Here is a 26,440-nt window from a genome sequence, read left to right as displayed (position 1 = left end):
AGTAACTGATATATAGGGTATTTCTTTTGCTGTTTAGCCTCAATCCCTTGCGGGTCAAGCTATCTAGCGAGCCGACTATCTTATCATAATGATTTGAATTGTCAAGCTTTTTTATGTTTTGTTTCTTCAAGTGAATTGGGTTGTTTATATGTATCTTACATATAAGCTTCCAGCTCGTCTTGATGAGGGCGTATTATAGAGGGTTTGAATGCTTAGTCAAGGGCTATTTTATCTTAATTTGAATAATCTTGGTGATTAGACTAAATTGACGGAATGGCGACGCTACTTTTGCTTTAACTGTGTAGTAGTGTATGTTTATTTGCGCTGGGCTGAGGTAAGCTCGTAAATAATAGTGCCTATTTACGAGCTTACTCATAGTAGACCTCTTTAACGGGTCATTATCGATGATCATTAGCTAAAACATTATTTTGTTCTTCTTTATCTTGTCGTAATGAATACACTGATAGCCAGTTTGATATATAAAGCGCATAAAAAAAGGAACTTACCCTACGGTAAATTCCTTAATATGACACGAACAGTCAATTCTAAAAATTTGCTTTTGCTTTAATCGTCGTAACAATACCCGACAATGCATAGATAATACCAATAGCTAAAATACCGACAGGTATGTCATAGAGCACAATACTCATGACCAATACACCGATTATTAGGACCACAAAAGGTACTTTCTTTTTATCAAACTCTTTAAAGCTATAGTATTTGACGTTACTAACCATCAGTAAACCACAAATCACCACCCAAGCGGCGAATAAGAACATGACCGCCGTATCGTACTGACCAATCCATTCATTATGGTCGACAGCGACCATAACCGCTGCCGTTACTAATATAGCAGCAAGTGGACTGGCCAAACCGACAAAGTATTTTTTATCAACAATACCGACCTGAACATTAAAACGTGCCAGACGGAAGGCAGCACAGGCGGTAAAGACAAACGCACAGCCCAAGCCAATGCGACCTAACGGCTGCAGCGCAAAACTATAAACTAAGATCGCTGGTGCAACACCAAAAGCCAGCATATCGGCAAGCGAATCATATTGCTCGCCAAACGGGCTTTGCGCATTAAGCATACGCGCCACTCGCCCATCAGCACCATCGAGAATAGCGGACAAAAAGATGGCTAAAGAAGCTTTGTAGAACTCGCCTTGCGTACTGGCTAAAATCGAATAAAAGCCAGATAGCAGTGACAAGGTTGTAATTAGGTTTGGCGCTAAATAGACACCGCGACTGACTACTCGCTGCCCTTCAGCAACTTCTGCTTCAATCACTTCAAAGGTCAAGCCATCATAACTCTCATTATCCGCTAAGCGAATATTGAAATCATGCTCATCGACAAAGGGCGGCTGGGCGGCTGCGCTGTCTTGTAACAATCCATCATTTAGAGGCGGATGATTTGATTCGTCTTTAGGTGATTGCACGTTAGTCATCTCAATATCCTTATTTGCCGGCATAGTTATTCACTAACATGGTTATTCGCCGACTAGCCAGCGTACATTGGTTGCGCTATCAGGCGTTAAGTCTGGAGCATCAGCCACTTTTAATGCAGGCTGTAAGAAGCGTAATATCTCACGTGCATGATTATCAAATTGCCAAGGTGGATTGATGACCAGTAAACCTGTACCGTTAAGACCAACCGCCACATCATTTGGATAAATATTCAGCTCACAAACCAACTGGCGGCGCATTTCAGTACGCTTCAGTTTTTTGTAAAACAATTCAACGGCTTCAACGTTCTTAATAGGGAACCAAAGCGCATAAGTGCCTTGTGGCCATTTATTATAAGCAGCAACGAGTAAATTTATAAGGCGTGTAAAATCTTTGTGCTCTTGCTCATAAGGCGGATCAAGAAAAATCAGACCACGCTTTTCTTTTGGCGGAATAACGGCGGTAATACCTTCAAAGGCATCACGATGCTGTATACCAATGGGTAACTTGTGCAACTGATAATTTAGCGCATCATATTCGCTAGCTTTGGCTTCAAAAGCTTCACCGCGCACGCCTGCATCTGGGTTTTTCTCGATATGATGGGCAACCCACCAAGGAGAACCAGGATAGACTTTATTGTCATAAGTGAAACGCGCTTGCTTAATGCCTTCCATATAATCTTTGACAGCAGCGGGTGCCTTGTCGGTATTGGCATTTAGTAACGCTTGGATACCACCTTTGGCCTCACCTGTCTTGCGCGCTTCTTCACTGCTCAGTGAATACAGTCCGCGACCACCATAAGCATCAAGCACATAAAAAGGTTTGTTTTTTTGCCCCAATTGATTAAGGAGTTGTACCAATAAAATGTGTTTAACCACATCAGCAAAGTTACCAGCGTGGTAGGCGTGTTTATAGTTCATAATCTCAAAAGTTTAAATAAGAAAAATTACATCTATGGTAGCATAGGCAGAGTAAAAGATAACGATGGTTTTGGTAAAAAGGCATTGATTGGCTATGTATTGCTAGCTAACTGACCATAGTGAGACGAAATGACAGAGATTATTAGCAATCTTGATGTGACAAAGTTGGTGATTGATCATCCGATAGGAGAAGATAATCCACCATTATTATTTCCTCATAGCGACGACCCAAGCCAAAAACCACTGACTCAGCGCGTATTACAACAGTCTGATTTCGATATCAGTTGGCAAGATAAGCTGACTGATACACAACTGGATACATTCGTTGATGATGGTTGGATCATTATTGATGAGATCTTTGAAACGAAAGCGCTGTTAGCCTTGCAAGCAGAGAGTGGTTTTATTGACTATCGTGATGCAGAACTGACGGCTGGGATTCGTGTCAGTGATATTCGCGGTGATCGCATCCGCTGGATTACGGAAAACTTCTTTGCTGGGTTTTATTATTTGCAAAGTATCAATGCGCTTGCTAGCTTATTTAATCGCAGTTTATTTGCCGGTATTCGCCACAGTGAAGCGCATTATGCTTGCTATCCGGTGGGGTTTGGCTATCAATGGCATAGTGACAATCCAGCTGGGCGTGATGAACGCGTTATCTCTGCGGTGTTTTATCTCAATGATGAATGGGAACCAACTGACGGCGGCGCACTAGAAATCATTGATAAACATGGCGTTCATCATAATGTCATGCCTGTTGCCAATAGATTGGTGATATTTGACAGTGACCTACAACATCAAGTGCAAATTGCCCATCGGCAGCGTTACTCTATCGCTACGTGGATGCGGCGAGATGGTTTGGTGCCTTTTGTTGAAGACAATATTTAAAACGAATTAGCAAATAACGAGCAACGACTGCAAGCAACGACTGATTGTATCGTGGCTGCCAATCTTAAAAATTTATCATTTTAATTTATAATAAAAAGGTTTATTCATGTCGGACTTTAATAAACAAACCATCCATCAACAACAAAACCATCAGCAGCAAACGCTAGATTTAAGTATTGCGCTACTTGAGCGTCCCTCCGTCACTCCAGATGATGATGGCTGCCAAGATATCTTGTCAAAACGATTATCACAAGCTGGGTTTGACTGTGAATTTATGTATTTTGGCGATAGAGATCAAAGCGGCGAACATGCAGAAGTTAAAAATCTATGGGCTCGCCGTGGCACCACTGATCCAGTTATTTGTTTTGCTGGTCATACCGACGTCGTGCCAACAGGCGATGAAAACAATTGGACGTATCCGCCATTTACGCCAACCATCGCTGATGGTTACCTATGGGCTCGCGGTGCGGCTGACATGAAAACGGGGATTGCGGCTTTTACCGTCGCTGCCGAGCGTTTCGTCGCTAATTATCCTGAGCACAATGGTTCGATTGCTTTTTTAATCACCTCAGATGAAGAAGGCCCGTCTATTAATGGCACGGTCAAAGTCATTGAGACCTTAGAAGCCCGCAATGAAAAAATCACCTATTGCTTGGTTGGCGAACCATCGAGCACAGATACGCTCGGCGATATCATTAAAAACGGTCGCCGCGGCTCATTGGGTGCGGAACTTACGGTCACTGGCAAACAAGGTCATGTTGCATACCCGCATTTAGCTTGCAACCCTATTCATGCAACGATGGCAGCTTTGGCGGAACTGACTGCCGCTACTTGGGATAGTGGCAATAACTACTTCCCTGCGACTTCCCTGCAAATCTCTAATATCAATAGCGGTACAGGCGCCACCAACGTCATTCCTGAGACGTTAAAAGTTATCTTCAACTTCCGCTTTTCAACGGAAACGACTGAAGATGAGCTGAAGGCAAAAACGCATGCTATCTTTGATAAATACTTTACTAATAGTAAGGCCAGTTATGATATCCATTGGAAATTATCTGGTCAGCCGTTTTTGACCCCTGAAGGTAAGTTGGTTTCTGCCTGTCAAAAAGCCATCAAAAAGGTAACCGATACTGACACCACCCTATCTACATCAGGTGGTACTTCTGATGGACGCTTTATTGCACCAACGGGTGCACAAGTGGTTGAGCTTGGTGTAAGAAATGCGACGATTCATCAAGTAGATGAAAAAGTAGAAGTTGATGACTTAGGTAAGCTTGCGCAGATTTATGAGGGAATTTTAGAGAATTTACTGTTAGATTAATCATTCGTTGAAGTAAGCAAAAAAAAGCGCCAAGTCTGATAGCAGACTTGGCGCTTTTTATTATTTTGACTCTTGGTGATTAGACTAAATTGACGGAATGGCGACGCTACTTTTGCTTCAATCAGGCGACCGTATATGGGGTTTTGAGCAAGGATAGCTTTTTCCTCTTAAAATTACTTACCTCTTTCTATAAATGGCAACTTTACAGTTTGCCTATCTTTTTGAAAAAGTCTTTGTAAGCAGCGACTTTTTTATTTAAGGCTAAAGGATAGGCACGTGAGGTTGAAGGCAACCTATATAAGGTAAGATTATTTACATCCACTTTTCGATTGTGATCGTTTTGCCATTGGTAAGGATAATCCATACTTTGATTGGTCTTAGGATACTTGGATTTAGCAGGTGGCTCGGCTAATAAACCAAGCAGCACTTCTGTTGCTTTACCGCCCGTGGTAAATAAGGTTTCAACCTTTGACACTTGTGGCAATATACTATCTAGGTCAACGGGTGTGACGACGGTTAAGTTCTTATCTGAGGCATTGCCCGTTTCACGAATAGCCTGATTGACCGTTGGACAAGAGGCGATACCACGCTCGAACATAAAGGCGCGAATACGCTCAGGATCAAAGCGCTTCTCATCCCCTACTCTAAAATAATCCACGTCATCAAAAAAAACACTACCATAGATACGCCACATGTCATTGTAAAAGTTTGGATAGTGAAATGGCATTGCCCATTTATCAGCGGTCGGTGGAAAAGTGCCCATCATCATTACCGTAGCATTAGGTGGTAAAACGGGAGCGAACGGATGCGTTTCTACCTCTGTTGCTTGGGCTTCAGATAATATTAAGCTGTTATCGGTTTTATGCGTATTATTATGGGTGTGATATGGTTGTGTAGTCATAAGATTCTTCATCAGAAAAGCGGTTTTTTTGCTATCATAGCAAGCCTAAACACTGCTTCATTTATTAGGGCGCGATTATAGTCAAACATAGTCGGCTTAAATAAGACCAACCCTGCTATAAATATATTTAGCTTACTTTATTATCAAAGTAGCAAGCTTACTATTTGTGAGACAGATATAAGGTTGAAGTGCAGTAAGTGTTTGTATCTTTTATACTAATGGCAACCGCAGTAACTGCGCAAGCATCAGACCAAAAACCAAGAGAAACCTTATGAGCGACTTAAAAATCACCGTCATTGATCACCCGTTAGTCCGTCATAAACTCAGCCTTATGCGCGAAAAAGACTGTAGCACTTATAAGTTTCGCACGTTGACCAAAGAGCTTGCACGCTTGATGGCATATGAAGCAAGCCGTGATTTTGAAATCGAAACCTTCCCAATGCAAGGCTGGTGTGGTGAAATCACTGGTGAGCAAATCATCGGTAAGACAGCAACGATTGTACCTATTTTACGGGCAGGTATTGGCATGCTTGATGGGGTGCTCGACTTGATCCCTACTGCTAAGATTTCTGTCGTCGGTTTGCAACGTGATGAAGAAACCTTACAACCTGTGCCGTTCTTTGAAAAATTTGTCAGCCATATGGACAAACGCCCAGCCCTTATCATTGACCCAATGTTAGCGACTGGCGGCTCAATGGTTGCGACCATCGAAATGTTAAAGAAAAATGGCTGTACCAATATTAAAGCCTTGGTATTGGTTGCCGCGCCTGAAGGCGTGCGTGTGGTCAATGAAGCACATCCTGACGTGACCATTTATACCGCCGCACTAGACAGCCATTTGGATGAGCACGGCTATATCATCCCAGGTTTAGGCGATGCTGGCGATAAAATCTTTGGTAAGCAATTATTCAACAAGTAAGAAAAAGCAAGTAAATCCAGACTAGCCGTCATCGTAACACCCATGACACAGGTACAAAACATCAATGATAAGGATATAAGATGAACGTATTGATTACAGGAGCAAGCGCAGGTTTTGGTAAAGCGCTGGCCGAGCGTTTGGTTGCCAATGGTCATCGCGTGATTGGCTGTGCCAGACGCCTCGATAAGCTGAATGCTTTAGCAGATACTTTGGGCGAAACATTTTTACCTGTGGTCATGGATGTGAGTGACACGGCTACTATCCCGCAAATCATTGCTGATTTGCCTGATAAATTTAAGCAAATCGATGTCTTAGTAAATAACGCTGGATTGGCACTCGGTACAGAACCTGCGTACAAGGCAAATCTTGATGATTGGATGCGTATGACCGATACCAATATTAAAGGGTTGATGGCCCTGACCCATTCAGTCTTGCCAGCAATGGTAGCGCGCGATAGCGGTTATATTATCAACGTTGGTTCAATTGCGGGCAGTTGGCCATACTTCGGCGGTAACGTCTATGGCGCGACCAAAGCCTTTGTCAAACAGTTTAGCTTAAATCTGCGCGCGGATCTCATCGGTACGCAAGTGCGAGTGACCAACCTTGAACCGGGTAATGTCGCGGGTACTGAGTTTTCAAACGTCCGTTATCATGGCGATGACGATAAAGCCGCCAAGGTTTACGACGGCTTTAAAACCATGACCGGCGATGATATTGGCGATATTTTATTATGGCTGATTGAATCGCCTGCTCACATCAATGTCAATCGCTTGGAAGTTATGCCAGTTGCGCAAACTTATAACGGGCTGACGATTGCTAAGCAAGATTCTTAAAGGTTTAGCCGAACATTTGGCTCACTAACGTAATTCATAAGACCGAAGCAATATAGATTCCTCTATATTGCTTCTTTTTTTGCCTTTGATATTCATCTCATTAACCAAGCGCAACTCTTGAAAATCCAAAATCAGCACTTCATTACGCAAACGCTCGCTAGTACGTTTATTATGGCGTATCGGAAACCCTAATACTTGCTTACCCCTAATCACTATCTGATTAATAATCATGGTCGGATTATTCATCGTAGCTTTTGCACTTACCTTTTGAGCATTAATGATGACTGTGGCAGGATTGACAGTGGTGCTTAAAACCTTTGTCTGACGCACGCTTTTTGGCAAATCTCCTACAAAAAATAAGATTTGCTCTAATGGTAAATACTGGGCGTGACGCATCAATTCCTGACGAAACAGCGAAGGCATATCAATGTTGAAACTGTCTTCTGTTTGCTGAGAGAACGCCGTAAAATTACGCTGCAAGTAACGCCCAAATACACTGCTATTAATCCAGTCTTGATAAACCTCATTAGCTAGTAATTGCCTAGTAAAAAAATTGGCATCTGGCGTGATATCTGCTATCAGCATTGCCATCAATAGCGCCTGCGGATTGGTAAATGTTTGCTGCTGCCAAAATTGTGGATATAGGCTGCTATCAAGCAATGGTAACGTCAGCTTGCCCATAGACTGATATCCTTATATTTTACTTGCTGACGTTTGATTCGATTGGTCAAAGTCTATGACAAGTCACTACTTTTACCGCTTAACTGCTTTTAACCCTAAACAGCTTTTATGCTATGGTTAATTACCTACTTTAATATAGCAGTCTTTTAGAAATGAGATAAAGACTTTTGCTACGATACATTTTGGCTAAATCGACTTGGTACAATCGTTTAATGAAAACAAGGTACATTGCCTTATGAAGAAAAAATTGATTAACTTGCCTACTAACTACCAGTTGAAAACGATTGATATCACTTTAACTGATGGTACGCTGTTACCTGTATCAGTCATAGGCAGCGGCCAACCTGTAATATTACTGCATGCTTATGGGATGGATACACGTGAGTTTTTACCGTTTATTTTACCCTTGGTTGGCAAGTATGCCTTTTATCTGCCGCATTTGAGAGGGTTTGGCGCCGCAAAAGATATCAAGCTGACCCAATTTGATTTTGTAAGGCAATATGCTGATGATATTAGCGTTGTCATAGAGCAAATTTGCTTAGCGCGCAATATAGAGTCCTTGCCTGTTACCGCTATTTCGATGGGCGCGCAAGTGATGTGGGCGTATTTTGAACGTTATGGCAGTGCAAAAGTCAGCCGTTATTTGAATATCGACCAAAGTCCTGCTATCCATAATCAGCCTGATTGGCAAGGTGGCTTGTTTGGCACGCGCCAGCAAGAAGTATTCGATATCTTTCATGAGATAATTGATAAGACTTTGCCTTATGCTGACGTCAAAAGCTTTACCCATCTGCCTTTTGCCCTGAAACGCCGTGCAACGGATGTCGAACGACTGTTCTCTCTATTATCTGTTAATCGAACGCGCTCGAAAGCGTTTATACAAGTGATGACTTATAAAAACGACCCCAAACTTGCGCTTTACAATCACAGTATTTGGCATCATAAAATGCGCTGCTTACAAGCCTATTTGACGTTACCCTATGACTTTCGCGGTGCGATAGAGCGTGTCACTATTCCAGTGGTCAACCTCATCGGTGGTCGCTCCAAACTCTATGATGCTAAGTGGCAGCAACAAGTCACCCAAATGCTACCCAATGCAACTGAGATAGTATTGCCGCGCTCAGGTCATGCGATACCGATGGATGAGCCAATTGGGTTTTATAAAGTATTAAAGAAGTTTTTGGCTGTTTAATTTAAAATATAAATAAAAAAGCGACTCCAAAAGTCGCTTTTTATTTGAGCAATAAATTTTAAGCATTAATCCGCTAATGCTTTGGTCAGCTCAAATCGTGGCACTTGCTTACCATCAACTTCAACCGTTTCAGAAAACATAGATAACGGTCGTACCCATACGCCATACTCACCGTATAGGCAGCGATAAACGACTAATGCTTCTTGGATTTCCGAATGCTGAGCAGTGTGCAACACTTGATACAGGCTGCCTTTATAATGGCGGTAAATACCTTGAGGGACACTTTGAAGTTGTTGAGTCATAATTTTATTACTTGTATCAATTATTATAAAAGCTTAGTGAGCATCATTAAGTTTTTTCGCCAGCTCTAACTTTACTCGTAGCCACTCAGATTTTATTAAGCTATACATCACTGTATCTGAAATAACGCCATCGCGGCAGACTCGGTTGCCTCGAATCACCCCATCTTTTTTAGCACCTAAACGCTCAATGGCTCGTTGTGAGCGATGATTGCCAATATCCGTGCGCCAGCCTACGGTTTGATAGTCTAAAGTCTCAAATATATGGGTTAGCAGCATGAGCTTACAAGTCGTATTAACATGCGTGCGCCAATATGATTTGGCATACCATGTATAGCCAATCTCTAAGCGTTTTGCAAAGGGTAAAATATCGTGGAAACTCGTTGTACCAATCGCTTTACCATTTGATTCATCAATAACGACAAATGCTTGTCTATCGGGCATTGAATCTGCGGTATTAATATAGTCAATAACCTTGTCTGGCTCAGGTACTGACGTCTCATTTATTTTCCATAGTTCACCATCTTGGCAAGCTTCGGCTAAGTCAGTTGCATGACTTAGCGTCAACGGCTTAAGGGTAATGCCATTACTTGATAACGTAGGAAGGGCTAACATCTACTTCTCCTTAAGCCATAATGAACTTAGAAACTTTGGCCACCTAACTCAATTTCTTAACTACCCTACCGTCACTTTCGCATAGGCTTTTTTGCCTGCTTGGATAACGACCGTTTGCCCAGCAGTTAGGCTAAAGCCTGCATCGACCACTTCGCCATCTACTTTTACCGCGCCACGCTTGATCATATCTTTAGCTGATGAGCTATTTTTAGCCAGTCCAGCTTGGTTGAGTACTTGAGTAATAAATAGCGCCTCAGCACCTTCCAAATCTAGCGTCACTTCTGGCAAATCAATAGGCAGTTCACCATCAGCTAATACGTTACCTGCTGACTTGTGCGCAATGGCAGCAGCATCGGCATCATGGAAACGCTCAATCAATTCTTCAGCAAGAATACGTTTAATTTCTTGTGGATTGCGACCATTTTCCATCTCTGCCATTAACGCTTCGACTTCTTCCATCGGCTTAAAGCTTAAAAACTCAAAGTAGCGACGGATTAAGGTGTCTGGCATAGACAGAAGTTTTTGGTACATAGTGCCCGGTGCATCATAAATGCCAACATAGTTATTCAGCGATTTAGACATTTTATTAACGCCATCTAAACCTTCCAAAATCGGCACAGTGATACAAACTTGTGGCTCTTGACCGTAACGACCTTGCAGGGTGCGTCCCATCAAAATATTAAAGGTTTGGTCCGTACCACCAAGCTCGACGTCGGCTTTTAGCGCAATAGAGTCATAACCTTGCACCAATGGGTATAAAAATTCATGGATAGCAATGGGTGTTTGCGCCGCGTAGCGTTTAGAGAAATCATCGCGCTCAAGCATGCGTGAGACGGTCAACTGGCTAGAAAGCTGAATCATATCGCCCGCTGACATGTCCTTGAACCATTCAGAGTTAAAAACAATCTTGGTTTTTTCTTTATCCAAGATTTTAAATACTTGTTCCGCATAAGTCTGCGCATTGACTTTGATTTGCTCATCGGTCAATGGCGGGCGTGTGCTGTTTTTGCCAGAAGGGTCGCCAATTTTGGCGGTATAATCACCGATTAAAAAGTAAATCTCATGACCCAAATCTTGAAAATGCTTGAGTTTATTAATCAACACGGTATGGCCCAAATGTAGGTCAGGCGCAGTAGGATCAAAACCTGCCTTGATACGTAGCGGGCGATTGAGTTTAAGCTTCTTAACTAAATCCTCTTCAGATAGGATTTCTTGCGTACCGCGTTGGATTAGGGCAAGCTGTTCTTCTAGGGTGTAGGTTTGCGTGGTCATGATGCTCTCTTTATTGTCTTTATTAAAAGGGTAACGCGTTTGGGCTATTTAGAATCTCGTAGCCAGTAAAAGATGTTAGAATTTGAGAGATATACTAGCGTTTTTTAAGGTAAATTGCCATGACCAACCCTGCATCGATTGCTGATACTAATGATTCAACTATAAATTATGACGATAATTTAAATAACACTTTGGATAAAACTTTAGATGACGATTTAAATTATGCCACCTTGACCGATGCGCTTGAGCAAACGGTGTTTGAAAACTTCGATGATGGCTTATATATCGGTATGATGTCTGGTACCAGCTTAGATGGTATGGATGCGGTTCTTTGTCAATTCGGTGGGGAAGAAAACACTCAGCAACCGATGCGACTGTTAGCAACTCATAGCCAAGAGTTTCCACCCCGACTGCGTGAAGTGTTATTGGCTTTATGTCAGCCTAATGGTGTTCAAGAATTAATACCCGCAGAGGGTGAGCCAAACAGCGAATTAGACTGGTTCGGTTGGGCAAGTAAAGAATATGCTGAATTTGCCAGCGAGGTGGTCAATAATTTATTGCAGCAATCGAATACTGATGTAGAGTCAGTATTGGCGATCGGCTGTCACGGTCAAACGGTACGCCATCGTCCGCAACTGGGCTTTAGCTTGCAATTGGTCGATGCCAATATCATTGCTGAGCGTACTGGCATTAGTGTCGTCAGCGATTTTCGGCGCCGCGATATGGCGGTTGGTGGTCAAGGAGCGCCGTTGGTTCCAGCTTTTCATCAAGCGTTATTTGCCACGCCTGATAGCACGCGCGTGTTATTAAATTTAGGCGGTATTGCCAATATCACTGTCTTGCCAGCAAGCGATAGTCCTGTGATTGGTTATGACACGGGTCCTGCCAATTTATTATTAGATGCGTGGACGGCATTACATACTGACAAGGATTATGATGCTGGCGGCACTTGGGCGCAGTCTGGACAAGTGGTTGAGCCGCTATTTAATCAGCTAATAGAACATCCATTTTTTGCGCGAACGTATCCAAAAAGCACTGGGCGTGAAGATTTTAACTTAGCATGGCTACAGGATGAGCTGCAAAAGTTCGATCAGGCATCTGCCCATATTCGCTATTCGTCAGCGGATGTGCAGGCGACGCTTACTGAACTGACAGCGATGAGTGCCAGTATGCAAATTAATATGTTTATTAATGCTCATGAAAATAGCTCGGTTTACGTCTGTGGTGGCGGTGCATTAAACGATTATTTGATGACTCGCTTGCAAGCGCATCTGCCCCATTGCACAGTAGAGACCACCGCAAGCTTAGGGCTGAATCCAGCGTGGGTCGAAGCCGTCGCCTTTGCATGGCTGGCACGGCAAACACTAATAGGTGAAACGGGTAATTTGCCTGCGGTCACTGGCGCGAGTAAAGGCGTGGTTTTGGGTCAGGTTTGTTTTGCTTAGTGGACTATTGATTCTGATGCTAGCTAAAATTAGTTTTAGCTAGCATTGGTATTGATACAACGACTTTACTTATAGTAATTTATTTAAAATTTAATGAAACTTTTCCAATTGTATCTCCTACACGATTAATACTATACCAATGATTATCTTTTCGCACTTGAGCAACGCCTCTATCGAAGTCGGTAGCCTGATCATATTGTAGCGCTATTACTATATTGCCTTTCATATCCATAAAGCCGTACTTATTGTCTTTTTTGATTAACATACGACCTGATTCTGGAAAGCTTAACTCATCATAAGTAGGTTCAATCCATCTGTTACTTTCTAAGTCGACTATGCCCCATTTGCCATCTTTCATTATCGCAATCACATCTGCTGAATAAGATTTTACCTTTTCATAGATAGGCTTAATTAACACCTTGCCACTCTTGTCGATATAGCCAAACTTCCCACCCACCTCTATAAAGGTTTTATTGTTGTAAAACTCTCCTATTGAATCGTAGTTAAAGGGAATGATTACCTCGCCTGTATTTTTGATATAGCCAACTTTGCCATTTTTCTTTGCCATAACCAAACCATCTATGACCCAAGCACTGATCTCATCATACTCAGGCTTAGCTATTTCAACCCCTTTAGTATTAACTAAGCCCATCTTCTTATTCTGCTCTACATATGAAAGCTCATAGATAAATCTACTAACACGACTATAAATCGGCTCAGTGACTACTTCTCCTTTTTTGTCGATAAAACCATATTTACCATTTAACTTCATAGGGGCTATGTCTTCAAAAAAATGCTGTATCTGCTCGTATATGGGCTCTATAACTATATTACCTGCACGGTCGATAGCACCGTACTTATCATTTACTATAATAATGGCCTGCTCATTAACAAATGGTGCAGCCTTATCAAATTTAGCAGGAATGACTATGTTATTGCTTTTATCTATATAACCTACTTTTTTATCTTTTCGAAAACTTGCCAACCCCTCTTCAAAAGAAGATATTTCCTTATATATAATCGGTATGACTATCTCAGCATTTTTATCGATATAGCCAAATTTATTACCTTTACGAATTTTAGCTAAACCGTCTTTGAAAGGCTCAATATCGTCATAATTGCCTGTTAATATATCGTTACCGTCCCTATCAACGTAAAAAGCGCGGTCGTCTTTTTTAACATAGGCCAACCCTTGATCAAAGTCGCCTACCTCATCGTAAGCAAAATCTAAAATAACCTCTCCTTCGGTATCGATAACGCCCCACTTTCGAGCTTTGTTTTGTACAGCAGCGCGTGCTTCATTAAAGGTATTGACTTTATGGTACTGAAGCTCATCAATCAGCTTGCCATTTACATCAGCAAAACTCCAACCTCCGTAACCAAAAACAGGCCTAAAACCATTGCTTAAGCCTTGAATAATAATATAATCAGGCGGCAATACAAACTCGCCATCATGATTCATAAGTCCTCTACTGCCATCATGTACAATCGCTAGACCATGATCAAAACCACCAGCATCCGCGTATTTTATATCTATAACTATCTTGCCAGTTTTGTCAACAAAGCCATAAGGTCCATTTTTTTGTACGACTGCAAGCCCCTCATTAAAGGGATGTATATTATCGTAGATTAAATCAATAACGACTTTACCTGTTGAATCAATATAGCCGTATTTATAGTCACTACCAACTATAGCCAAACCCCCATTGAAATCCTCAGCATAATCATACTTAGGCTCCACGATCATCTGACCTTGGCGAGTAATAAACCCATACTTACTATTCTTTTCAATCATAGCAAGCCCCTCTGTAAATCCGCACTCTCCTTGGTCAACAGCAATGATATCTTTTGATAGCTTATAACCGTCATCAAAACGAAGTTGACAGTCCGCTAGGGCCGGAATATTCATAAACAATAAGAGAGGAAATAAAAACTTCAATGAAACCATAAAAATATTCCTACCGTATAAATAAAACAATTGTTTATTATATCGGATTTTTTGATAGATCCTTACATGATTGTTATAGCGCATACTTTATAAAACGCATACTATGCGTCCGAAATAAATTTTAGTTTACACACGTGCACTTATGTGTTTTATAATGAATTCTGAAATACCCTCCTCTTAGGACTCGTAAGTATAGGATATATCGCATGAGCCAACACAGCAGTTCACTTACTGATCAAGCTACCAATGATGCTAGCGCAACAGCAGAGCATCAACCGCGTCAGAAACCACCGCACTATGAGCGTAGCGATGACTTGCGCGTCGTAATTACGGGTATGGGTGCGTTGACACCTTTGGGACTCGACGTCGATAGCTCATGGACTAAGCTGCTCAATGGTGATAGCGGCATCGCGCAAATTACACATTTTGATGCTACTGGCTATCGAGCTCAAATTGCTGGTGTGGTCAAGGATTTCGATGCCAAGCAATATATGAATACCAAAGACGCGCGACGCTATGATGAATTTATTCATTATGGTATTGCCGCCTCTAGTATGGCATTACAGAACGCTGGTTTTATCGATGAAGTAAGTGCTGCTGATGCGCCCGTACATGGGGTTAATCAAGAACGATTTGGCATTATTTTAGGCTCAGGTATTGGTGGTATCCAAACCATTGAAAACAGTCGCGATATGCTACGAGAAAAAGGCGCTATGAAAGTTTCGCCCTTTATCATTCCTGGCTCTATTGTGAATATGGCAGCAGGCTTAGTGGCGATTAAACATACCTTAAAAGGTCCCAACCTTGCGACATCGACGGCTTGTACCACCGCTACCCATGCGATGGGGCTCGCTGCACGTCTGATTGCTTATGGTGACGCCGATGTCATGCTGGCAGGTGGTAGTGAAAAAGGCTCCAGCCCACTTGGCATATCAGGTTTTGGTGCCATGCATGCCCTCTCAACTCGCAATGACGAGCCAACCAAAGCCTCGCGTCCCTTTGACAAAGACCGTGATGGTTTTGTGCTCGGTGATGGCGCGGGTATGGTGGTACTAGAAAGCCTCGCTCATGCCAAAGCACGCGGTGCAACCATACTCGCTGAACTGGTCGGCTTTGGGATGAGTGATGATGCCAGTCACATCACAGCACCGCCTGAAGATGGCAGCGGTGCGGCACGAGCGATGCGTAATGCCCTAAATGATGCAGGCATTGAGCCATCGAGTGTTGGTTATGTCAACGCTCATGGCACCAGCACCCCTGCGGGTGATGTCGCTGAATCGATTGCTATTGAAACCGTTTTTGCCCCAGTTAAAGACCACATTTTGGTCAGCTCAACCAAATCGATGACGGGTCATTTGCTTGGTGCCGCGGGTGCTGTTGAAGCCATATTCACCGTTCTTGCCCTACAGCATCAGCATGTGCCACCCACCATTAATTTGGACAATGTGGAAGACAACTGTAACCTCGACTATGTCGCCAACCAATCGCGTAAAGTTGAAAACCTACACTATGCCGTATCCAATAGCTTTGGCTTTGGTGGTACCAATGGCTCGTTAGTATTTGCGCGCTGGCCCGTGAATCATTAAGGTATAAAACTTACCATATCGGTCGTTGTAACCTTGGTGTCAGATTTGCTACGTTTGTCCACTTGCAGCCCCTTATCGTATTTGCGTATGATAAGGGGTAATTTTTGGAACATTTATGGACGATACCATGTCAAGCTACTCATTTTCCCATCAGTTTTACCAGCGCTGGACGTGTGCGCCTGAGCCTATTCGCGCAGCAATTACCCAAGAGCTAAAAGACATCACCACCTTACTGCAAAACGATACCCCATTTGAAAGCTTTGTCTTTAATACTCATGATTTGGATACCCACATCGATGAGCTCTACGAAAACCATGAAGCGGAGCAAGCCATCGCTAAAGCCATTACTGACAAAAAAGCCAAAGAGCAAGCGACTGCTGAAAAACAACAGCGAGAAGAACAACAAAAAGTAAAAGCGGCAGAGGATGCCAGATTAAAAGAAAGTGCTAGATTAAAAGAAGAAACCAAACTTCGTGAAGCAGCAGATACCGCGCAAAAAGAACAACAGAAAACTGAGCAAATAGCCGCTGAGAAGAAGAATATTGCTGATAAAACGACCGCTATGAATGCCAATGATGCGAGTGATTCAGAATCGCTTAGTATTGATAACACGGTTGAAAAAAACCAAGATGTTGAAAAATCGGCTGCGACGCAATCTAATACTGATGATAACCTTGTTACCAGCTCTGAGAACAAAACCATCAGTGAACATGCTAATGTCGCTAATGACAAGCATATCAATGACGATCACAGTATAAAAGCGGTCAATGACAAAGCCAGTGCCGTCATCAAACTGGTACTGAAAGATGCGAAACTGAGTACCACGCATCAAGAGATGATCCGTGAGTTGGAAATGCAAATTGATGACTATCTCAGTGAGCAAATGATGCTGATGTCTGAAAATTTAAAATCTTGGTTACGTGCTGAAGTGACTCAAAATCTAAGCGAAGATGAAGCAGGAACTGACAAAGAGTCTAAACCAAGCTAAACGCTGCGTCCTACGCATTACCCTTTAGCAATAAATCCTCAGTAGTAAATTCCTAGTACTAAAAAACCCCCATGAACTTTACGGGGGTTTTTCCATTTTAGATTCGTCGATATGAGCGTTTACTTTAGATAGCCTTAGTACGCTCAGTCAGCCATTCAAATGCCGCACCTTCAACGCGGTCTTTTAGCTCTGCATAGACTTGGCTATGATAGTTATTCAACCAATCAATTTCGATTTGAGTCAATAATGACGACTCAATTAAACGAGTATCAATTGGGCAATAAGTGACGGTCTCAAAATTAAGAAAATCGCCAAATTCCGTCTCTACTGGCTGGGCAATACGCTTATTAACCATCAAGTTTTCGATACGGATACCGTATTTTCCTTCACGGTATAGACCTGGCTCATTACTTGAGATCATGCCCTCTTTCATCGCGCGCTCTTTCGGCATGCTAGCGCTATAAGCAATCACTTGTGGGCCTTCATGGACGTTCAAGAAATAGCCAACGCCATGACCAGTACCGTGACCATAATCCATCTGTGCCTGCCATAATGGTGCACGGCATATCGCATCGATGAGCGGTGAGGCGATACCATCAGGGAAATGCGCTTTTGCTAAGGCAATATGGGCTTTGAGTACGGTAGTAAAGTCACGTTTGTGTTCGCTGCTTACCTGTCCAATACCGACCACACGGGTGATATCTGTGGTGCCGTTTTGATATTGAGCACCTGAATCAATCAGTAACAATCCACCTTCGCCCTCGACCACATCAAGGTAGCTGAATTTTTCTGGCGTTGCGCGATAATGTGGCAGCGCACCATTTTCATTAAAGCCTGCGATAGTCGGGAAACTGGGCGATACATAATGTGGCTGCTGACTGCGCACTTCGATGAGCATACTATCAACGTCCAGCTCGCTTAAACGCTCACCGTCTGCTAAACGCTGCTCGAATGCGGCAAAAAACTCACTTAATGCCGCGCCATCTTGACGCATGGCTTCACGCACATGGTCGATATCAGCGTCAGATTTAACTGATTTTAGCAACGTACTTGGCGCCATTTGCTCAATAAAACCTATGCCATCGCCCATTTTAGATAACGTACCCACTGCCACTTTACTTGGGTCTAATAGCAATAAGTCATCGGCGGTCAATGTGCCCAACGCATCTTGCACAGCGTCATAATCAGCAAGGGTGATACCGCTGTCTTTTAAGCTTTGTGCTATCTCGCTACTGACTTTATTATTATCGATAAACAATGTCGCGTCATGTTCGCTAATGAGCATATGTGCCAAAAACACAGGGTTATAATCAACATCAGCGCCGCGTAAATTGGTCAACCAAGCAATATCGTCTAAGCTTGAAAGCAAGTGATGGGTTGCGCCTGCCTCAGCCATACCTGCGCGTACAGCGGCAAGTTTTGAGGTAGCAGACTGCGCAACAAACTGCGCATCGTGTTGATATAGGCTGGCAGTAGGTAGCGCTGGACGATCGCTCCATATTTCTGTCAATACGTCACGCTCAGTGATTAAGGTAATGTCGTTGGCATCAAAGGCATTTAACAATTTATCTTGCTCAGAGATAGACAATACATTTCCATCGACTGCCACGCTATCACCCTCAGCCAAATGCTCGGCGAGCCAATCAATATGATTCGGCTGACCCGGTGCAAGCTTCTCTAAGCTAATACCAGTACCTTCTAATTGGTCAGCGGCATGTACCCAATAGCGGCTGTCCGTCCATAATCCAGCAAAATCAGCGGTAACAACAAGCGTACCAACTGAGCCTGTGAATCCTGATAACCATAAGCGCGCTTGCCAATATTCTGGCAAATACTCAGATAAATGCGGATCAGCAGACGGTACGATAATCGCGGTCAGATCTTGTGCTACCAACGCCTGACGTAGGCTGTCGATACGATCGTGGATGCTTTGTTTATTCATAAAAGGTGTCCTTATTGATTTTAAAAAATAAGATTTGGAAAAATCATATTGTGAGGCGACTATGGATAGTCGTCTTATTTGAGCGAGTGAACTGTTTTAAGCATTAGTAGTTATTCATCATTCATTGAATGCTCAGCATCTAAGCCTGTGTAAGCCTGTGTAAGCCGCTCAATGTCTTAAAAATTAAAATGTTGTCAATGACCAGATAGATAAGGCTAACTATTTTTAGGAGCATTACAGCAGAGCATCATTAGATGTTTGGGCGGAAAGCGTACTTTCAATAGCGTGGGGGCAATAACTTACTAAGTGTCGCCATAAAACGTGCTACCGATCATGGTAACACGTCTCACCATCTAACATTTTTGCTGGTATTGCTATTGATCCTAAATCCGTTAACCGTGTGTCTGAATTAGCTCAGCGTATCTGCACGCTCGCTTTTTTGTAGCATATTATTGATCGGTTTGGCTAATGCCAATAAGACAACGGCTGTGACCACCAAAAAGATCGTCATCATCGTAAATAAGCCCGGTAATCCTTCAATCTTATCCGCTGATACTTGGCCGCCAAAGAACGCAGCAACCAAATTACCTAAAGCGAGAGAAGCAAAGAAAAGCCCCATCATCTGACCTTGCATGCCTTTTGGCGCAAGCTTAGTCATTGCAGACAGACCAACAGGACTGAGCGCCAACTCACCAAGGGTCAGCAATAGTAAACTACCCACCAACCATAAAGGTGAAGCCAATCCACCATCGCTAGTCAAAATGCTTTTTGAGGCAAATATCATCAAAGCAAAGCCTGCAGCGGCAAACAACATACCAAGCGCAAACTTTACCATACTATTTGGCTCAAGACCTCGATTGGCAAGCTTGACCCAGACAATGCTGATGATCGGTGCTAATATTAAAATAAATAAGGGATTAAGCGATTGGAACCAAATACTAGGCACTTCAAAGCCTAAAATATTCAGGTCTGTATAGCGATCAGCGAACAGGTTAAAAGACGTTGGCTGCTGCTCAAAGCTTGACCAAAATAGCGTCGAGCCGATGATTAAGATAAAACAAATTAACAAACGCAGCTTGTCAGTTTTGTCCAATCGCGGTGAAATAAACATGACAGCAAAGTATAATATGACGACTGCTGCAATGAGGTAAGTCATATACTGAGCAACCATTTCAGGGTTAAATGGCATAATACCAGTCGACACTAAGACAGTAATGGCAGCAAGTAGCGCGAGAAACCCGCCAACCCAGCCACCTACATTTTTGAAACGTCCAGTCGTTTGTTCCCATTCAGGCGTAATGTTTTTGGCACGAGCATAACGATTTAAGGTTTTTTTAGCTGAAAAACGATAAATCAATAGTGAAGCTAACATGCCAAGACCACCGACACCAAAGCCGACATGCCACATACCTTTTTCTTTAAATACGCCAACGATAAGGGCAGCCAGTAGCGCACCGATATTGATACCCATATAAAATAGAGTGAAGCCACTATCACGGCGTGCATCGCCTTTGGGATACAACGTTCCGACCATCACGGAGATACAGGTTTTAAATAAGCCTGAACCGAGAACGATACACATCAAACCCACAAAAAACAGCGTCATACCAAACATAGCGGATAGTGCGATACACAAATGACCAAGGGCGATAATAATACTACCCCACCAGAGTGCACGCTCTTGACCGAGCCAATTATCAGCCAACCAGCCACCTGGTACTGCCGCTAAATATAACGAACCAGCAAAAATACCATAAATAGCAGAAGCTGTAACTTCATCGAAACCAAAACCGCCACTACCGACGGTCGCTACCATAAATAATACTAATAGTGGACGGATACTATAATAAGAGAATCGCTCCCACATTTCTGTGAAAAACAATGGACGTAACGGCTTAGGGTGCCCCATAAATCCATTATCTAGTGCTGCCAATTCAGCAGCACTAGCCTCTGACTTTGATTCTGTACTCATAACTTTATTCCTTTAAAGACCACTGTATTAACGACCAAACATATAATTATCCCGACAAGCGGTCATATAGGCGCATCATTGTTTCACTTGGATATAATCAAGTAAAGAAATAATTGGTCAATAATTACACAAATACCCACAAAAAAGCCCGCTATCATTGGCTGAAAGCGGGCTTTTATTCTTAGCATCAATGTCAGTGATGACGACGCTGTTGTGCTTATGGTATTACCATAATACTTAGGTTTTAAGCGAAGCGGTTTGTCGAGCCATACTTTAAAAAGGTAGCATCGACTTACGTATATTACTGTGCGGCTACCGCTTCATCAGTGGCATCACCCGCTTCCAAATCACCGTCTGCTTGCTCAGCCGTTAGATCAGCATCAGCAACCGCAGTTTGACTAACTGTACCAGAAGCAGTTGCAGTACCAGCTTCTGCGGTAACCACAGCACTATCAGTATCGGTCGCTGGGGTGACGCTTGCAGCAGTATCAGTCGCTGTAGCATCCGCGGCTACAGGTGCTGTTTCAGCTGGCGCAGTGTCTTCAGCAGCAATCGCTTCTGCTTCATCAGCTGCCGCTGACGTTTCGGTCGTCTCAGCAGTAATGTGCTCGCCTGCTGGACGCAAAAATCCAGAAATACCAATAAGTAAGACGATACCTAAAAATAAGGCAACACCGCCTAAAGCAAATAAGAACTCTTTCTTAGGGTTGTTTTCGACAATATGTTCTGACATACCTTATCCACCTTGCACAAAATATTTAAAATATTGGTCTATTATATCGCAATTCGTACCGATTTGTTAAAACCCTTAAGTATTTAAAGGATTTATTATCAACAAACTTTGCCACTCGCTTTTGTGGTTAATTATCATAACCCATTCGAGCGATTCATTATCACTGGTAATAATAGCCAGTTATTTTAGCGACTTACCCAAACGCGGTTGCGGCATCCCACGCTTACCAAAGTAGCTCAAGACAAGTAACAGCGTAATGATAAAGAGAATCGGATAATTACCGAAGCTCATAAAAGGTGTATTACCAACCCGCGCCTGAATATCACCGCGCAATACTGTGCGCTCAAACTGCGGTGCACGCTCGACGATACGACCTTTGTGGTCGATGATAGCGGTCACGCCCGTATTGGTCGCGCGCATAAACCAACGCCCATTCTCTAGCGCGCGCATCTGCACCATTTGCAGATGTTGCAATGGACCTGCCGACGTACCAAACCAAGCATCGTTTGAGATGGTCAATAAGAAGTCCGTGCCAATCGCGTTTTTACGGGTGGTATCAGGGTAAGCCACTTCATAACAGACTGCTGAGCCCAAATTATGACCACGTACACGCAGCGGTGATTGGTTGTCACTACCACGACTATAGCTCATGATTTCTTGGCTACCAGCAAGGTTTGGCAAGATATCTAACATGCCTTCGAAGGGAATATATTCACCAAATGGTACCAGACGCTGCTTTTTATACATCCCCTCAGCATCACTACCTAGCGCAACCACGCTATTATAAAATGGCGGATATTTATCCGTTTTTGGGTCAAAGTTTTCTAAATCTCGATAAGGAATACCTGTTACCCATGTGGTATCTGTTTCTTTGGCCATTTTAACCATTTCACTGATAAAGCCAATCGCTTCATCTTGAAACATAGGAATAGAGGATTCCGGCCATAAGACGATATCGCGATCCCACTCAGTACTGGTCAGAGTTGCATAAATTTTCAGGGTTTCTATTTGATATTCGGTGAGCCATTTTAAATCTTGTGGAATATTACCTTGGATTAAGGACACGGACAACTCAGGCGTGCCTTTTGGTTTCGTCCATTGCGGATTAATCAACCATAACGCGCTGCTAATGACCAACAATGCTATCGACGGAATCATATATCCGCCACGGCGACGCAATAGCTCAACCAAACTAGCTGCCAATAATACCGCCACAAAAGACACTGCAAAGACGCCAGCGACTGGTGCTAATGATGATAACCAATACTGCTCCGTAAAGGCATAACCGACAAACAACCACGGAAATCCAGTGAACAGCCACGTTTTCAGCCACTCTTGGAGTATCCATAGCGCCGCAAACGACAACGGCTGACGACCGACCATACGGTTGAAAACCAACGCCAAAAAGCCATGGAATAACCCCATGCCCAGACCCATCAGCGCAATCATAATCAGCGCAAGCCATGCTGGCGTATCGCCATAGACATGAATAGAGGTGTATAACCAAAATGCACCAACGCACCAAAGTCCCGTACCGTAAGCCTGACCGATAAGAAAAGCACGCTTGCCACTCATATCAGGCATCAGTAAGGCGTATAAAATAGCAGGCGACACTAGCGCCAGTGGCCAAATGCCATAAGGCGCCAGTGCAAATATAAACACCGCACCTGCCAACAACGCAATCAATACCGTCAGCGCTATAGGCAAACCCTTTGGCTTATCAGGGTTCAGGCGTTTTTGTAAATCAACAGTAGACAGGCGCATAGCAGTTATCCAAAACCATATTTTTCAAAATTTTAAGCGTCAACATTCAGATGAAAACCAAGCTGAAGCAGACCGTATTGTGTTTTGTACAGTATCTAAAAGTTAAACCCGCCCATGATACCAGTCTCAACCCATTAATAGGTAACATTGCGTAGCAAATACCCAATAGCAAACACAAAAAAACACGACCGCAATCGTGTTTTTTTGAGTATATCAAACAATGTTTAGGTCGCTATCGACACATCAATGACTGCCTATCAATATTTGCTGATCAAGATTGATTTTGGTGAGCTCAAGATTTTGGATAAAACGCCCTTCAACATCAGTAATAGTGATTTTCCAATCATCTATCACCACGCTTTCACCTTCCAAATCGCCCACATAACCAAGCGCCTGCATGACTAGACCACCCATGGTGTCGACATCCGTATCATCAAAATGACTACCAAGCTCATCATTACAGTCTTCAATCACGGTAGACGCTTGCACACGCCACGTATTTGGTTTTTCAGGATCAGCGACGATGTTATTGATATCACTGTCTTCATCGAAGTCATCATGCTCATCGACGATGTCGCCGACGATCTCTTCAAGCAAGTCTTCCATGGTAACGACACCGCCAAAGTTGCCGAATTCATCGACCACAATCGCCATATGTACTTGGGTACGCTGCAATGAGCGTAACAAGGTATCAGAACGTGCCGTCTCACTAATATATAGCGGCTGACGTACCAGATCTCTCAAACGTTTGCTATCGATTTTATCTTCTTGATCGCGCACCATATGCACAAGAATAGGAATCAAATCTTTGGCCAATAAAATGCCAATGACGGCATCATCATCTTGACTGTCAAAGACAGGATAGCGCGAATGGGTGGTCTCAAGGATGATATCCATCACCTCAGCGAGACTGGTGCTTTCGTGCAGCCCAACCACTTGCGGGCGCGGAGTCATGATTTCGCGCACTTGTGTCGCAGGCAGATCCAGCACGCCTTCTAACATATCGACGGTATCAGGCTCTAAGAACTGGCGCGAGTCTTGTACCAGACGAATCAATTCGTCACGGGTTTCGGGGGCGGTCGATAGCCAGCGTTTTAAGCCGCGCATCGACCAACTACTCGGGCTGGGAGTGTCGTCAGACATGGTGATGTGATTTAACCTCTTTAGTTAATAACAATTAAAGTAATACGTAAAAACAATAATACGTAATAACAGACGTAGATGGGGATGAATACAGCAAATAAAACAGATCTTTGATTATTAAATTATAAATAGAGCAGATCAAAGTAGCTTCACTTTAGCGCAAGGCTCACCGACATTCAACGATAAATTCACTCAAATTGTATTGTCAGTACGTTATAAACTTTGCTATGGTCAAAGCCTTCACACACCAAAGCACACCCTATGTCGCTACGTTCCTTTTTCTCTCGCCTGCTCACGCCGCACTCACACAGCCATCGTTCAGATAACGGCTTGGACACGCTTGAGCCAAATAATTATGGTTCGGATAGACACGGCTTAAAAAACAACACTGCGAATAGTCGCCAACCGACACCTACATGGCGATATTATCTTGTACAGTTTTTCATCATTATTACCTTGCTACTGTCAGCCGTTTGGTTATTGCTGGCGATTTGGTATCAGTTTGGGGCAGGCTCTGCCATTACTTGGTTAACCGCAATTTTCATTGTTGGTGTACTGACAGCCTTACTGAGCGTTCGCTATTGGCCAAAAATAGTTCATTGCTTTGATCATAAACAACGCAGCAGTAAACCATGGAGCAACAAAGCAACCATAAATAGCAAGTCAGTAACTAAATGGTTAACCGCTTTATATGGTGCTATTTGGTTGGTAGGCGTTGGCTGGTTCTTCTCTATTGAACCCCAGCAAGAGCGCGACTGGATGGCTGAGGTAAGTGAAAGGGTCACTTATGAGCGCGATGCAACCAACCCTAATTTAGTGACCCTAACCAATGTACGTAACTTTGATTGGCATACCGACACGGAGGCGACCGAACGCTGGGACACACGTACCATTGATATGTCTAAACTATCTGGCGTCGATGTCACCAACTCTTACTGGATGGGTCCACTAATTGCCCATACTTTGGTCAGCTTTCGTTTTGAAGATGATAGACCACTTGCTTTCTCGTTTGAGATTCGTAAAGAAGAAGGCGAGTCGTTTTCGGCATTGGCAGGATTTTTTAGACGCTATGAGCTGAGCCTGATTGCCGCAGAAGAGCGCGATATTATTTATACCCGAACGAATGCGCGTGGCGAGCAAGTTTATCTATTTCCCGTTAGCAACTTGCAGCAGCACGAGGTCAAGTCACTATTTGAATCTTACTTAACCGCTGCCGATGAATTGAATACCAAGCCTGCTTGGTACAACACATTACTCAGTAATTGCACCAATATCATTTTTTATATGGCGCGTATCGTCAGTGGCGATCGCCTGCCGTGGGATTATCGGATTTGGGTCTCTGGCTGGCTGCCAAATTATCTATATGATGTCGGTATGCTTGACGCTAATCCAGAAAAGACTGGACAGCCGTGGTCAATGGATACATGGTACGAGCGTACCCATATCAACTCAAAGGTTAAAGAATTCAATAATCAAATCAATCTAGTGTCTGACGTTAATAGCAACGAAAACAGCCGCGAGTTTTCTGAGCAAATTCGTCAGAATATTCCTATCCCGCCATTGGCTGACACGCAAGAAGATGCTGAGGCAAAAGCCAAATCTGCAGCTCATGCTTCTTATTAAAATTAAGTAGCA

Annotated in this window: 22 protein-coding genes; 9 read left to right on the top strand and 13 right to left on the bottom strand. The window is 43.2% G+C overall.

Annotation, left to right across the window (positions count from 1 at the left end):
• Positions 1–545 precede the first annotated feature (545 nt).
• Both pssA and INT03_RS02075 read right to left on the bottom strand, forming a co-directional pair.
• Positions 546–1,448 (bottom strand): CDP-diacylglycerol--serine O-phosphatidyltransferase, encoded by a 903-nt coding sequence (pssA, locus tag INT03_RS02080; protein ID WP_226950388.1) that lies wholly within the window; start codon positions 1,446–1,448, stop codon positions 546–548.
• A gap of 42 nt (positions 1,449–1,490) precedes the next feature.
• Complete coding sequence (locus INT03_RS02075) at positions 1,491–2,366, bottom strand: 23S rRNA (adenine(2030)-N(6))-methyltransferase RlmJ (RefSeq protein WP_045446718.1); 876 nt, start codon at positions 2,364–2,366, stop codon at positions 1,491–1,493.
• Positions 2,367–2,495: 129 nt separating this feature from the next.
• Between INT03_RS02075 and INT03_RS02070 the strand changes: the two genes are divergently transcribed.
• Positions 2,496–3,251: a 2OG-Fe(II) oxygenase gene (locus tag INT03_RS02070; protein ID WP_193007369.1), complete on the top strand. Its 756-nt coding sequence runs from the start codon at positions 2,496–2,498 to the stop codon at positions 3,249–3,251.
• Between the two features lie 106 nt (positions 3,252–3,357).
• Positions 3,358–4,572, top strand: a complete 1,215-nt coding sequence (gene dapE, locus INT03_RS02065; RefSeq protein ID WP_193007368.1) for a succinyl-diaminopimelate desuccinylase — start codon at positions 3,358–3,360, stop codon at positions 4,570–4,572.
• Between the two features lie 202 nt (positions 4,573–4,774).
• On the opposite strand, the gene INT03_RS02060 is transcribed toward dapE, so the two are convergent.
• Positions 4,775–5,341 (bottom strand): DNA glycosylase, encoded by a 567-nt coding sequence (locus tag INT03_RS02060; RefSeq protein ID WP_367119199.1) that lies wholly within the window; start codon positions 5,339–5,341, stop codon positions 4,775–4,777.
• A gap of 403 nt (positions 5,342–5,744) precedes the next feature.
• Here INT03_RS02060 and upp point away from each other — a divergent pair, with 403 nt between their 5' ends.
• Both upp and INT03_RS02050 read left to right on the top strand, forming a co-directional pair.
• Positions 5,745–6,392 carry a uracil phosphoribosyltransferase gene (gene upp, locus INT03_RS02055; RefSeq protein ID WP_045445969.1) on the top strand — a complete coding sequence of 216 codons (648 nt, stop codon included), beginning with the start codon at positions 5,745–5,747 and terminating at the stop codon, positions 6,390–6,392.
• 80 nt (positions 6,393–6,472) lie between these two features.
• On the top strand, positions 6,473–7,225 hold the full coding sequence (locus INT03_RS02050; RefSeq protein ID WP_193007367.1) for an SDR family NAD(P)-dependent oxidoreductase: 753 nt from the start codon (positions 6,473–6,475) through the stop codon (positions 7,223–7,225).
• Between the two features lie 24 nt (positions 7,226–7,249).
• Here INT03_RS02050 and INT03_RS02045 read toward each other — a convergent pair whose 3' ends face one another.
• On the bottom strand, positions 7,250–7,906 hold the full coding sequence (locus tag INT03_RS02045) for a hypothetical protein (protein WP_193007366.1): 657 nt from the start codon (positions 7,904–7,906) through the stop codon (positions 7,250–7,252).
• Between the two features lie 235 nt (positions 7,907–8,141).
• Here INT03_RS02045 and INT03_RS02040 point away from each other — a divergent pair, with 235 nt between their 5' ends.
• The gene (locus tag INT03_RS02040; RefSeq protein ID WP_193007365.1) at positions 8,142–9,098 is read left to right on the top strand and encodes an alpha/beta fold hydrolase; all 957 of its coding nucleotides are present in this window, start codon (positions 8,142–8,144) and stop codon (positions 9,096–9,098) included.
• A 65-nt stretch (positions 9,099–9,163) separates the two neighbouring features.
• On the opposite strand, the gene INT03_RS02035 is transcribed toward INT03_RS02040, so the two are convergent.
• The 3 genes from INT03_RS02035 to tyrS are packed head-to-tail and all read right to left on the bottom strand — an operon-like array spanning position 9,164 to position 11,284.
• Positions 9,164–9,400, bottom strand: a complete 237-nt coding sequence (locus tag INT03_RS02035) for a DUF1653 domain-containing protein (protein WP_193007364.1) — start codon at positions 9,398–9,400, stop codon at positions 9,164–9,166.
• Positions 9,401–9,433: 33 nt separating this feature from the next.
• On the bottom strand, positions 9,434–10,012 hold the full coding sequence (locus tag INT03_RS02030) for a GNAT family N-acetyltransferase (protein WP_193007363.1): 579 nt from the start codon (positions 10,010–10,012) through the stop codon (positions 9,434–9,436).
• Between the two features lie 60 nt (positions 10,013–10,072).
• Positions 10,073–11,284 (bottom strand): tyrosine--tRNA ligase, encoded by a 1,212-nt coding sequence (gene tyrS, locus INT03_RS02025; RefSeq protein WP_193007362.1) that lies wholly within the window; start codon positions 11,282–11,284, stop codon positions 10,073–10,075.
• A gap of 119 nt (positions 11,285–11,403) precedes the next feature.
• Here tyrS and INT03_RS02020 point away from each other — a divergent pair, with 119 nt between their 5' ends.
• Positions 11,404–12,729 carry an anhydro-N-acetylmuramic acid kinase gene (locus INT03_RS02020; RefSeq protein WP_193007361.1) on the top strand — a complete coding sequence of 442 codons (1,326 nt, stop codon included), beginning with the start codon at positions 11,404–11,406 and terminating at the stop codon, positions 12,727–12,729.
• A 79-nt stretch (positions 12,730–12,808) separates the two neighbouring features.
• Here the strand turns inward: INT03_RS02020 and INT03_RS02015 are convergent, their stop codons facing one another.
• Entirely contained in the window at positions 12,809–14,677 is a 1,869-nt protein-coding gene (locus tag INT03_RS02015) for a WG repeat-containing protein (protein ID WP_193007360.1), read from the bottom strand.
• A gap of 335 nt (positions 14,678–15,012) precedes the next feature.
• Here INT03_RS02015 and fabF point away from each other — a divergent pair, with 335 nt between their 5' ends.
• On the top strand, positions 15,013–16,263 hold the full coding sequence (gene fabF, locus INT03_RS02010; RefSeq protein ID WP_413469132.1) for a beta-ketoacyl-ACP synthase II: 1,251 nt from the start codon (positions 15,013–15,015) through the stop codon (positions 16,261–16,263).
• A gap of 115 nt (positions 16,264–16,378) precedes the next feature.
• A complete protein-coding gene (locus INT03_RS02005) occupies positions 16,379–17,251 on the top strand; it encodes a hypothetical protein (protein WP_193007359.1) in 873 nt (290 codons plus the stop codon).
• 124 nt (positions 17,252–17,375) lie between these two features.
• Here the strand turns inward: INT03_RS02005 and INT03_RS02000 are convergent, their stop codons facing one another.
• The 5 genes from INT03_RS02000 to INT03_RS01980 all read right to left on the bottom strand — a co-directional run bounded on the left by INT03_RS02000 (position 17,376) and on the right by INT03_RS01980 (position 24,805).
• On the bottom strand, positions 17,376–19,193 hold the full coding sequence (locus INT03_RS02000) for an aminopeptidase P family protein (protein ID WP_193007358.1): 1,818 nt from the start codon (positions 19,191–19,193) through the stop codon (positions 17,376–17,378).
• 409 nt (positions 19,194–19,602) lie between these two features.
• Positions 19,603–21,165, bottom strand: a complete 1,563-nt coding sequence (locus tag INT03_RS01995; protein ID WP_193007357.1) for a peptide MFS transporter — start codon at positions 21,163–21,165, stop codon at positions 19,603–19,605.
• A 301-nt stretch (positions 21,166–21,466) separates the two neighbouring features.
• A complete protein-coding gene (locus INT03_RS01990; protein WP_193007356.1) occupies positions 21,467–21,898 on the bottom strand; it encodes a hypothetical protein in 432 nt (143 codons plus the stop codon).
• A 180-nt stretch (positions 21,899–22,078) separates the two neighbouring features.
• Positions 22,079–23,662, bottom strand: coding sequence for an apolipoprotein N-acyltransferase (gene lnt / locus INT03_RS01985; protein ID WP_193007355.1), 1,584 nt, complete (start codon positions 23,660–23,662; stop codon positions 22,079–22,081).
• A gap of 243 nt (positions 23,663–23,905) precedes the next feature.
• A complete protein-coding gene (locus tag INT03_RS01980; protein WP_193007354.1) occupies positions 23,906–24,805 on the bottom strand; it encodes a CBS domain-containing protein in 900 nt (299 codons plus the stop codon).
• A gap of 261 nt (positions 24,806–25,066) precedes the next feature.
• On the opposite strand from INT03_RS01980, the gene INT03_RS01975 reads away from it, so the two are divergent.
• Positions 25,067–26,428: a DUF4105 domain-containing protein gene (locus INT03_RS01975; RefSeq protein WP_193007353.1), complete on the top strand. Its 1,362-nt coding sequence runs from the start codon at positions 25,067–25,069 to the stop codon at positions 26,426–26,428.
• Positions 26,429–26,440 lie beyond the last annotated feature (12 nt).

Origin of the sequence: Psychrobacter sp. PG1, from assembly GCF_014897815.1 — a bacterium.
Classification (GTDB): Bacteria; Pseudomonadota; Gammaproteobacteria; order Pseudomonadales; family Moraxellaceae; genus Psychrobacter.
This window is presented reverse-complemented; position numbering and strand designations above follow the sequence as displayed.

Bases quoted from the DNA above. Each gene is read 5' to 3' on its own strand.
- pssA (WP_226950388.1), bottom strand. From the start codon at position 1,448: ATGACTAACGTGCAATCACCTAAAGACGAATCAAATCATCCGCCTCTA.
- INT03_RS02075 (WP_045446718.1), bottom strand. From the start codon at position 2,366: ATGAACTATAAACACGCCTACCACGCTGGTAACTTTGCTGATGTGGTT.
- INT03_RS02070 (WP_193007369.1), top strand. From the start codon at position 2,496: ATGACAGAGATTATTAGCAATCTTGATGTGACAAAGTTGGTGATTGAT.
- dapE (WP_193007368.1), top strand. From the start codon at position 3,358: ATGTCGGACTTTAATAAACAAACCATCCATCAACAACAAAACCATCAG.
- INT03_RS02060 (WP_367119199.1), bottom strand. From the start codon at position 5,341: ATGATGATGGGCACTTTTCCACCGACCGCTGATAAATGGGCAATGCCA.
- upp (WP_045445969.1), top strand. From the start codon at position 5,745: ATGAGCGACTTAAAAATCACCGTCATTGATCACCCGTTAGTCCGTCAT.
- INT03_RS02050 (WP_193007367.1), top strand. From the start codon at position 6,473: ATGAACGTATTGATTACAGGAGCAAGCGCAGGTTTTGGTAAAGCGCTG.
- INT03_RS02045 (WP_193007366.1), bottom strand. From the start codon at position 7,906: ATGGGCAAGCTGACGTTACCATTGCTTGATAGCAGCCTATATCCACAA.
- INT03_RS02040 (WP_193007365.1), top strand. From the start codon at position 8,142: ATGAAGAAAAAATTGATTAACTTGCCTACTAACTACCAGTTGAAAACG.
- INT03_RS02035 (WP_193007364.1), bottom strand. From the start codon at position 9,400: ATGACTCAACAACTTCAAAGTGTCCCTCAAGGTATTTACCGCCATTAT.
- INT03_RS02030 (WP_193007363.1), bottom strand. From the start codon at position 10,012: ATGTTAGCCCTTCCTACGTTATCAAGTAATGGCATTACCCTTAAGCCG.
- tyrS (WP_193007362.1), bottom strand. From the start codon at position 11,284: ATGACCACGCAAACCTACACCCTAGAAGAACAGCTTGCCCTAATCCAA.
- INT03_RS02020 (WP_193007361.1), top strand. From the start codon at position 11,404: ATGACCAACCCTGCATCGATTGCTGATACTAATGATTCAACTATAAAT.
- INT03_RS02015 (WP_193007360.1), bottom strand. From the start codon at position 14,677: ATGGTTTCATTGAAGTTTTTATTTCCTCTCTTATTGTTTATGAATATT.
- fabF (WP_413469132.1), top strand. From the start codon at position 15,013: ATGGGTGCGTTGACACCTTTGGGACTCGACGTCGATAGCTCATGGACT.
- INT03_RS02005 (WP_193007359.1), top strand. From the start codon at position 16,379: ATGGACGATACCATGTCAAGCTACTCATTTTCCCATCAGTTTTACCAG.
- INT03_RS02000 (WP_193007358.1), bottom strand. From the start codon at position 19,193: ATGAATAAACAAAGCATCCACGATCGTATCGACAGCCTACGTCAGGCG.
- INT03_RS01995 (WP_193007357.1), bottom strand. From the start codon at position 21,165: ATGAGTACAGAATCAAAGTCAGAGGCTAGTGCTGCTGAATTGGCAGCA.
- INT03_RS01990 (WP_193007356.1), bottom strand. From the start codon at position 21,898: ATGTCAGAACATATTGTCGAAAACAACCCTAAGAAAGAGTTCTTATTT.
- lnt (WP_193007355.1), bottom strand. From the start codon at position 23,662: ATGCGCCTGTCTACTGTTGATTTACAAAAACGCCTGAACCCTGATAAG.
- INT03_RS01980 (WP_193007354.1), bottom strand. From the start codon at position 24,805: ATGTCTGACGACACTCCCAGCCCGAGTAGTTGGTCGATGCGCGGCTTA.
- INT03_RS01975 (WP_193007353.1), top strand. From the start codon at position 25,067: ATGTCGCTACGTTCCTTTTTCTCTCGCCTGCTCACGCCGCACTCACAC.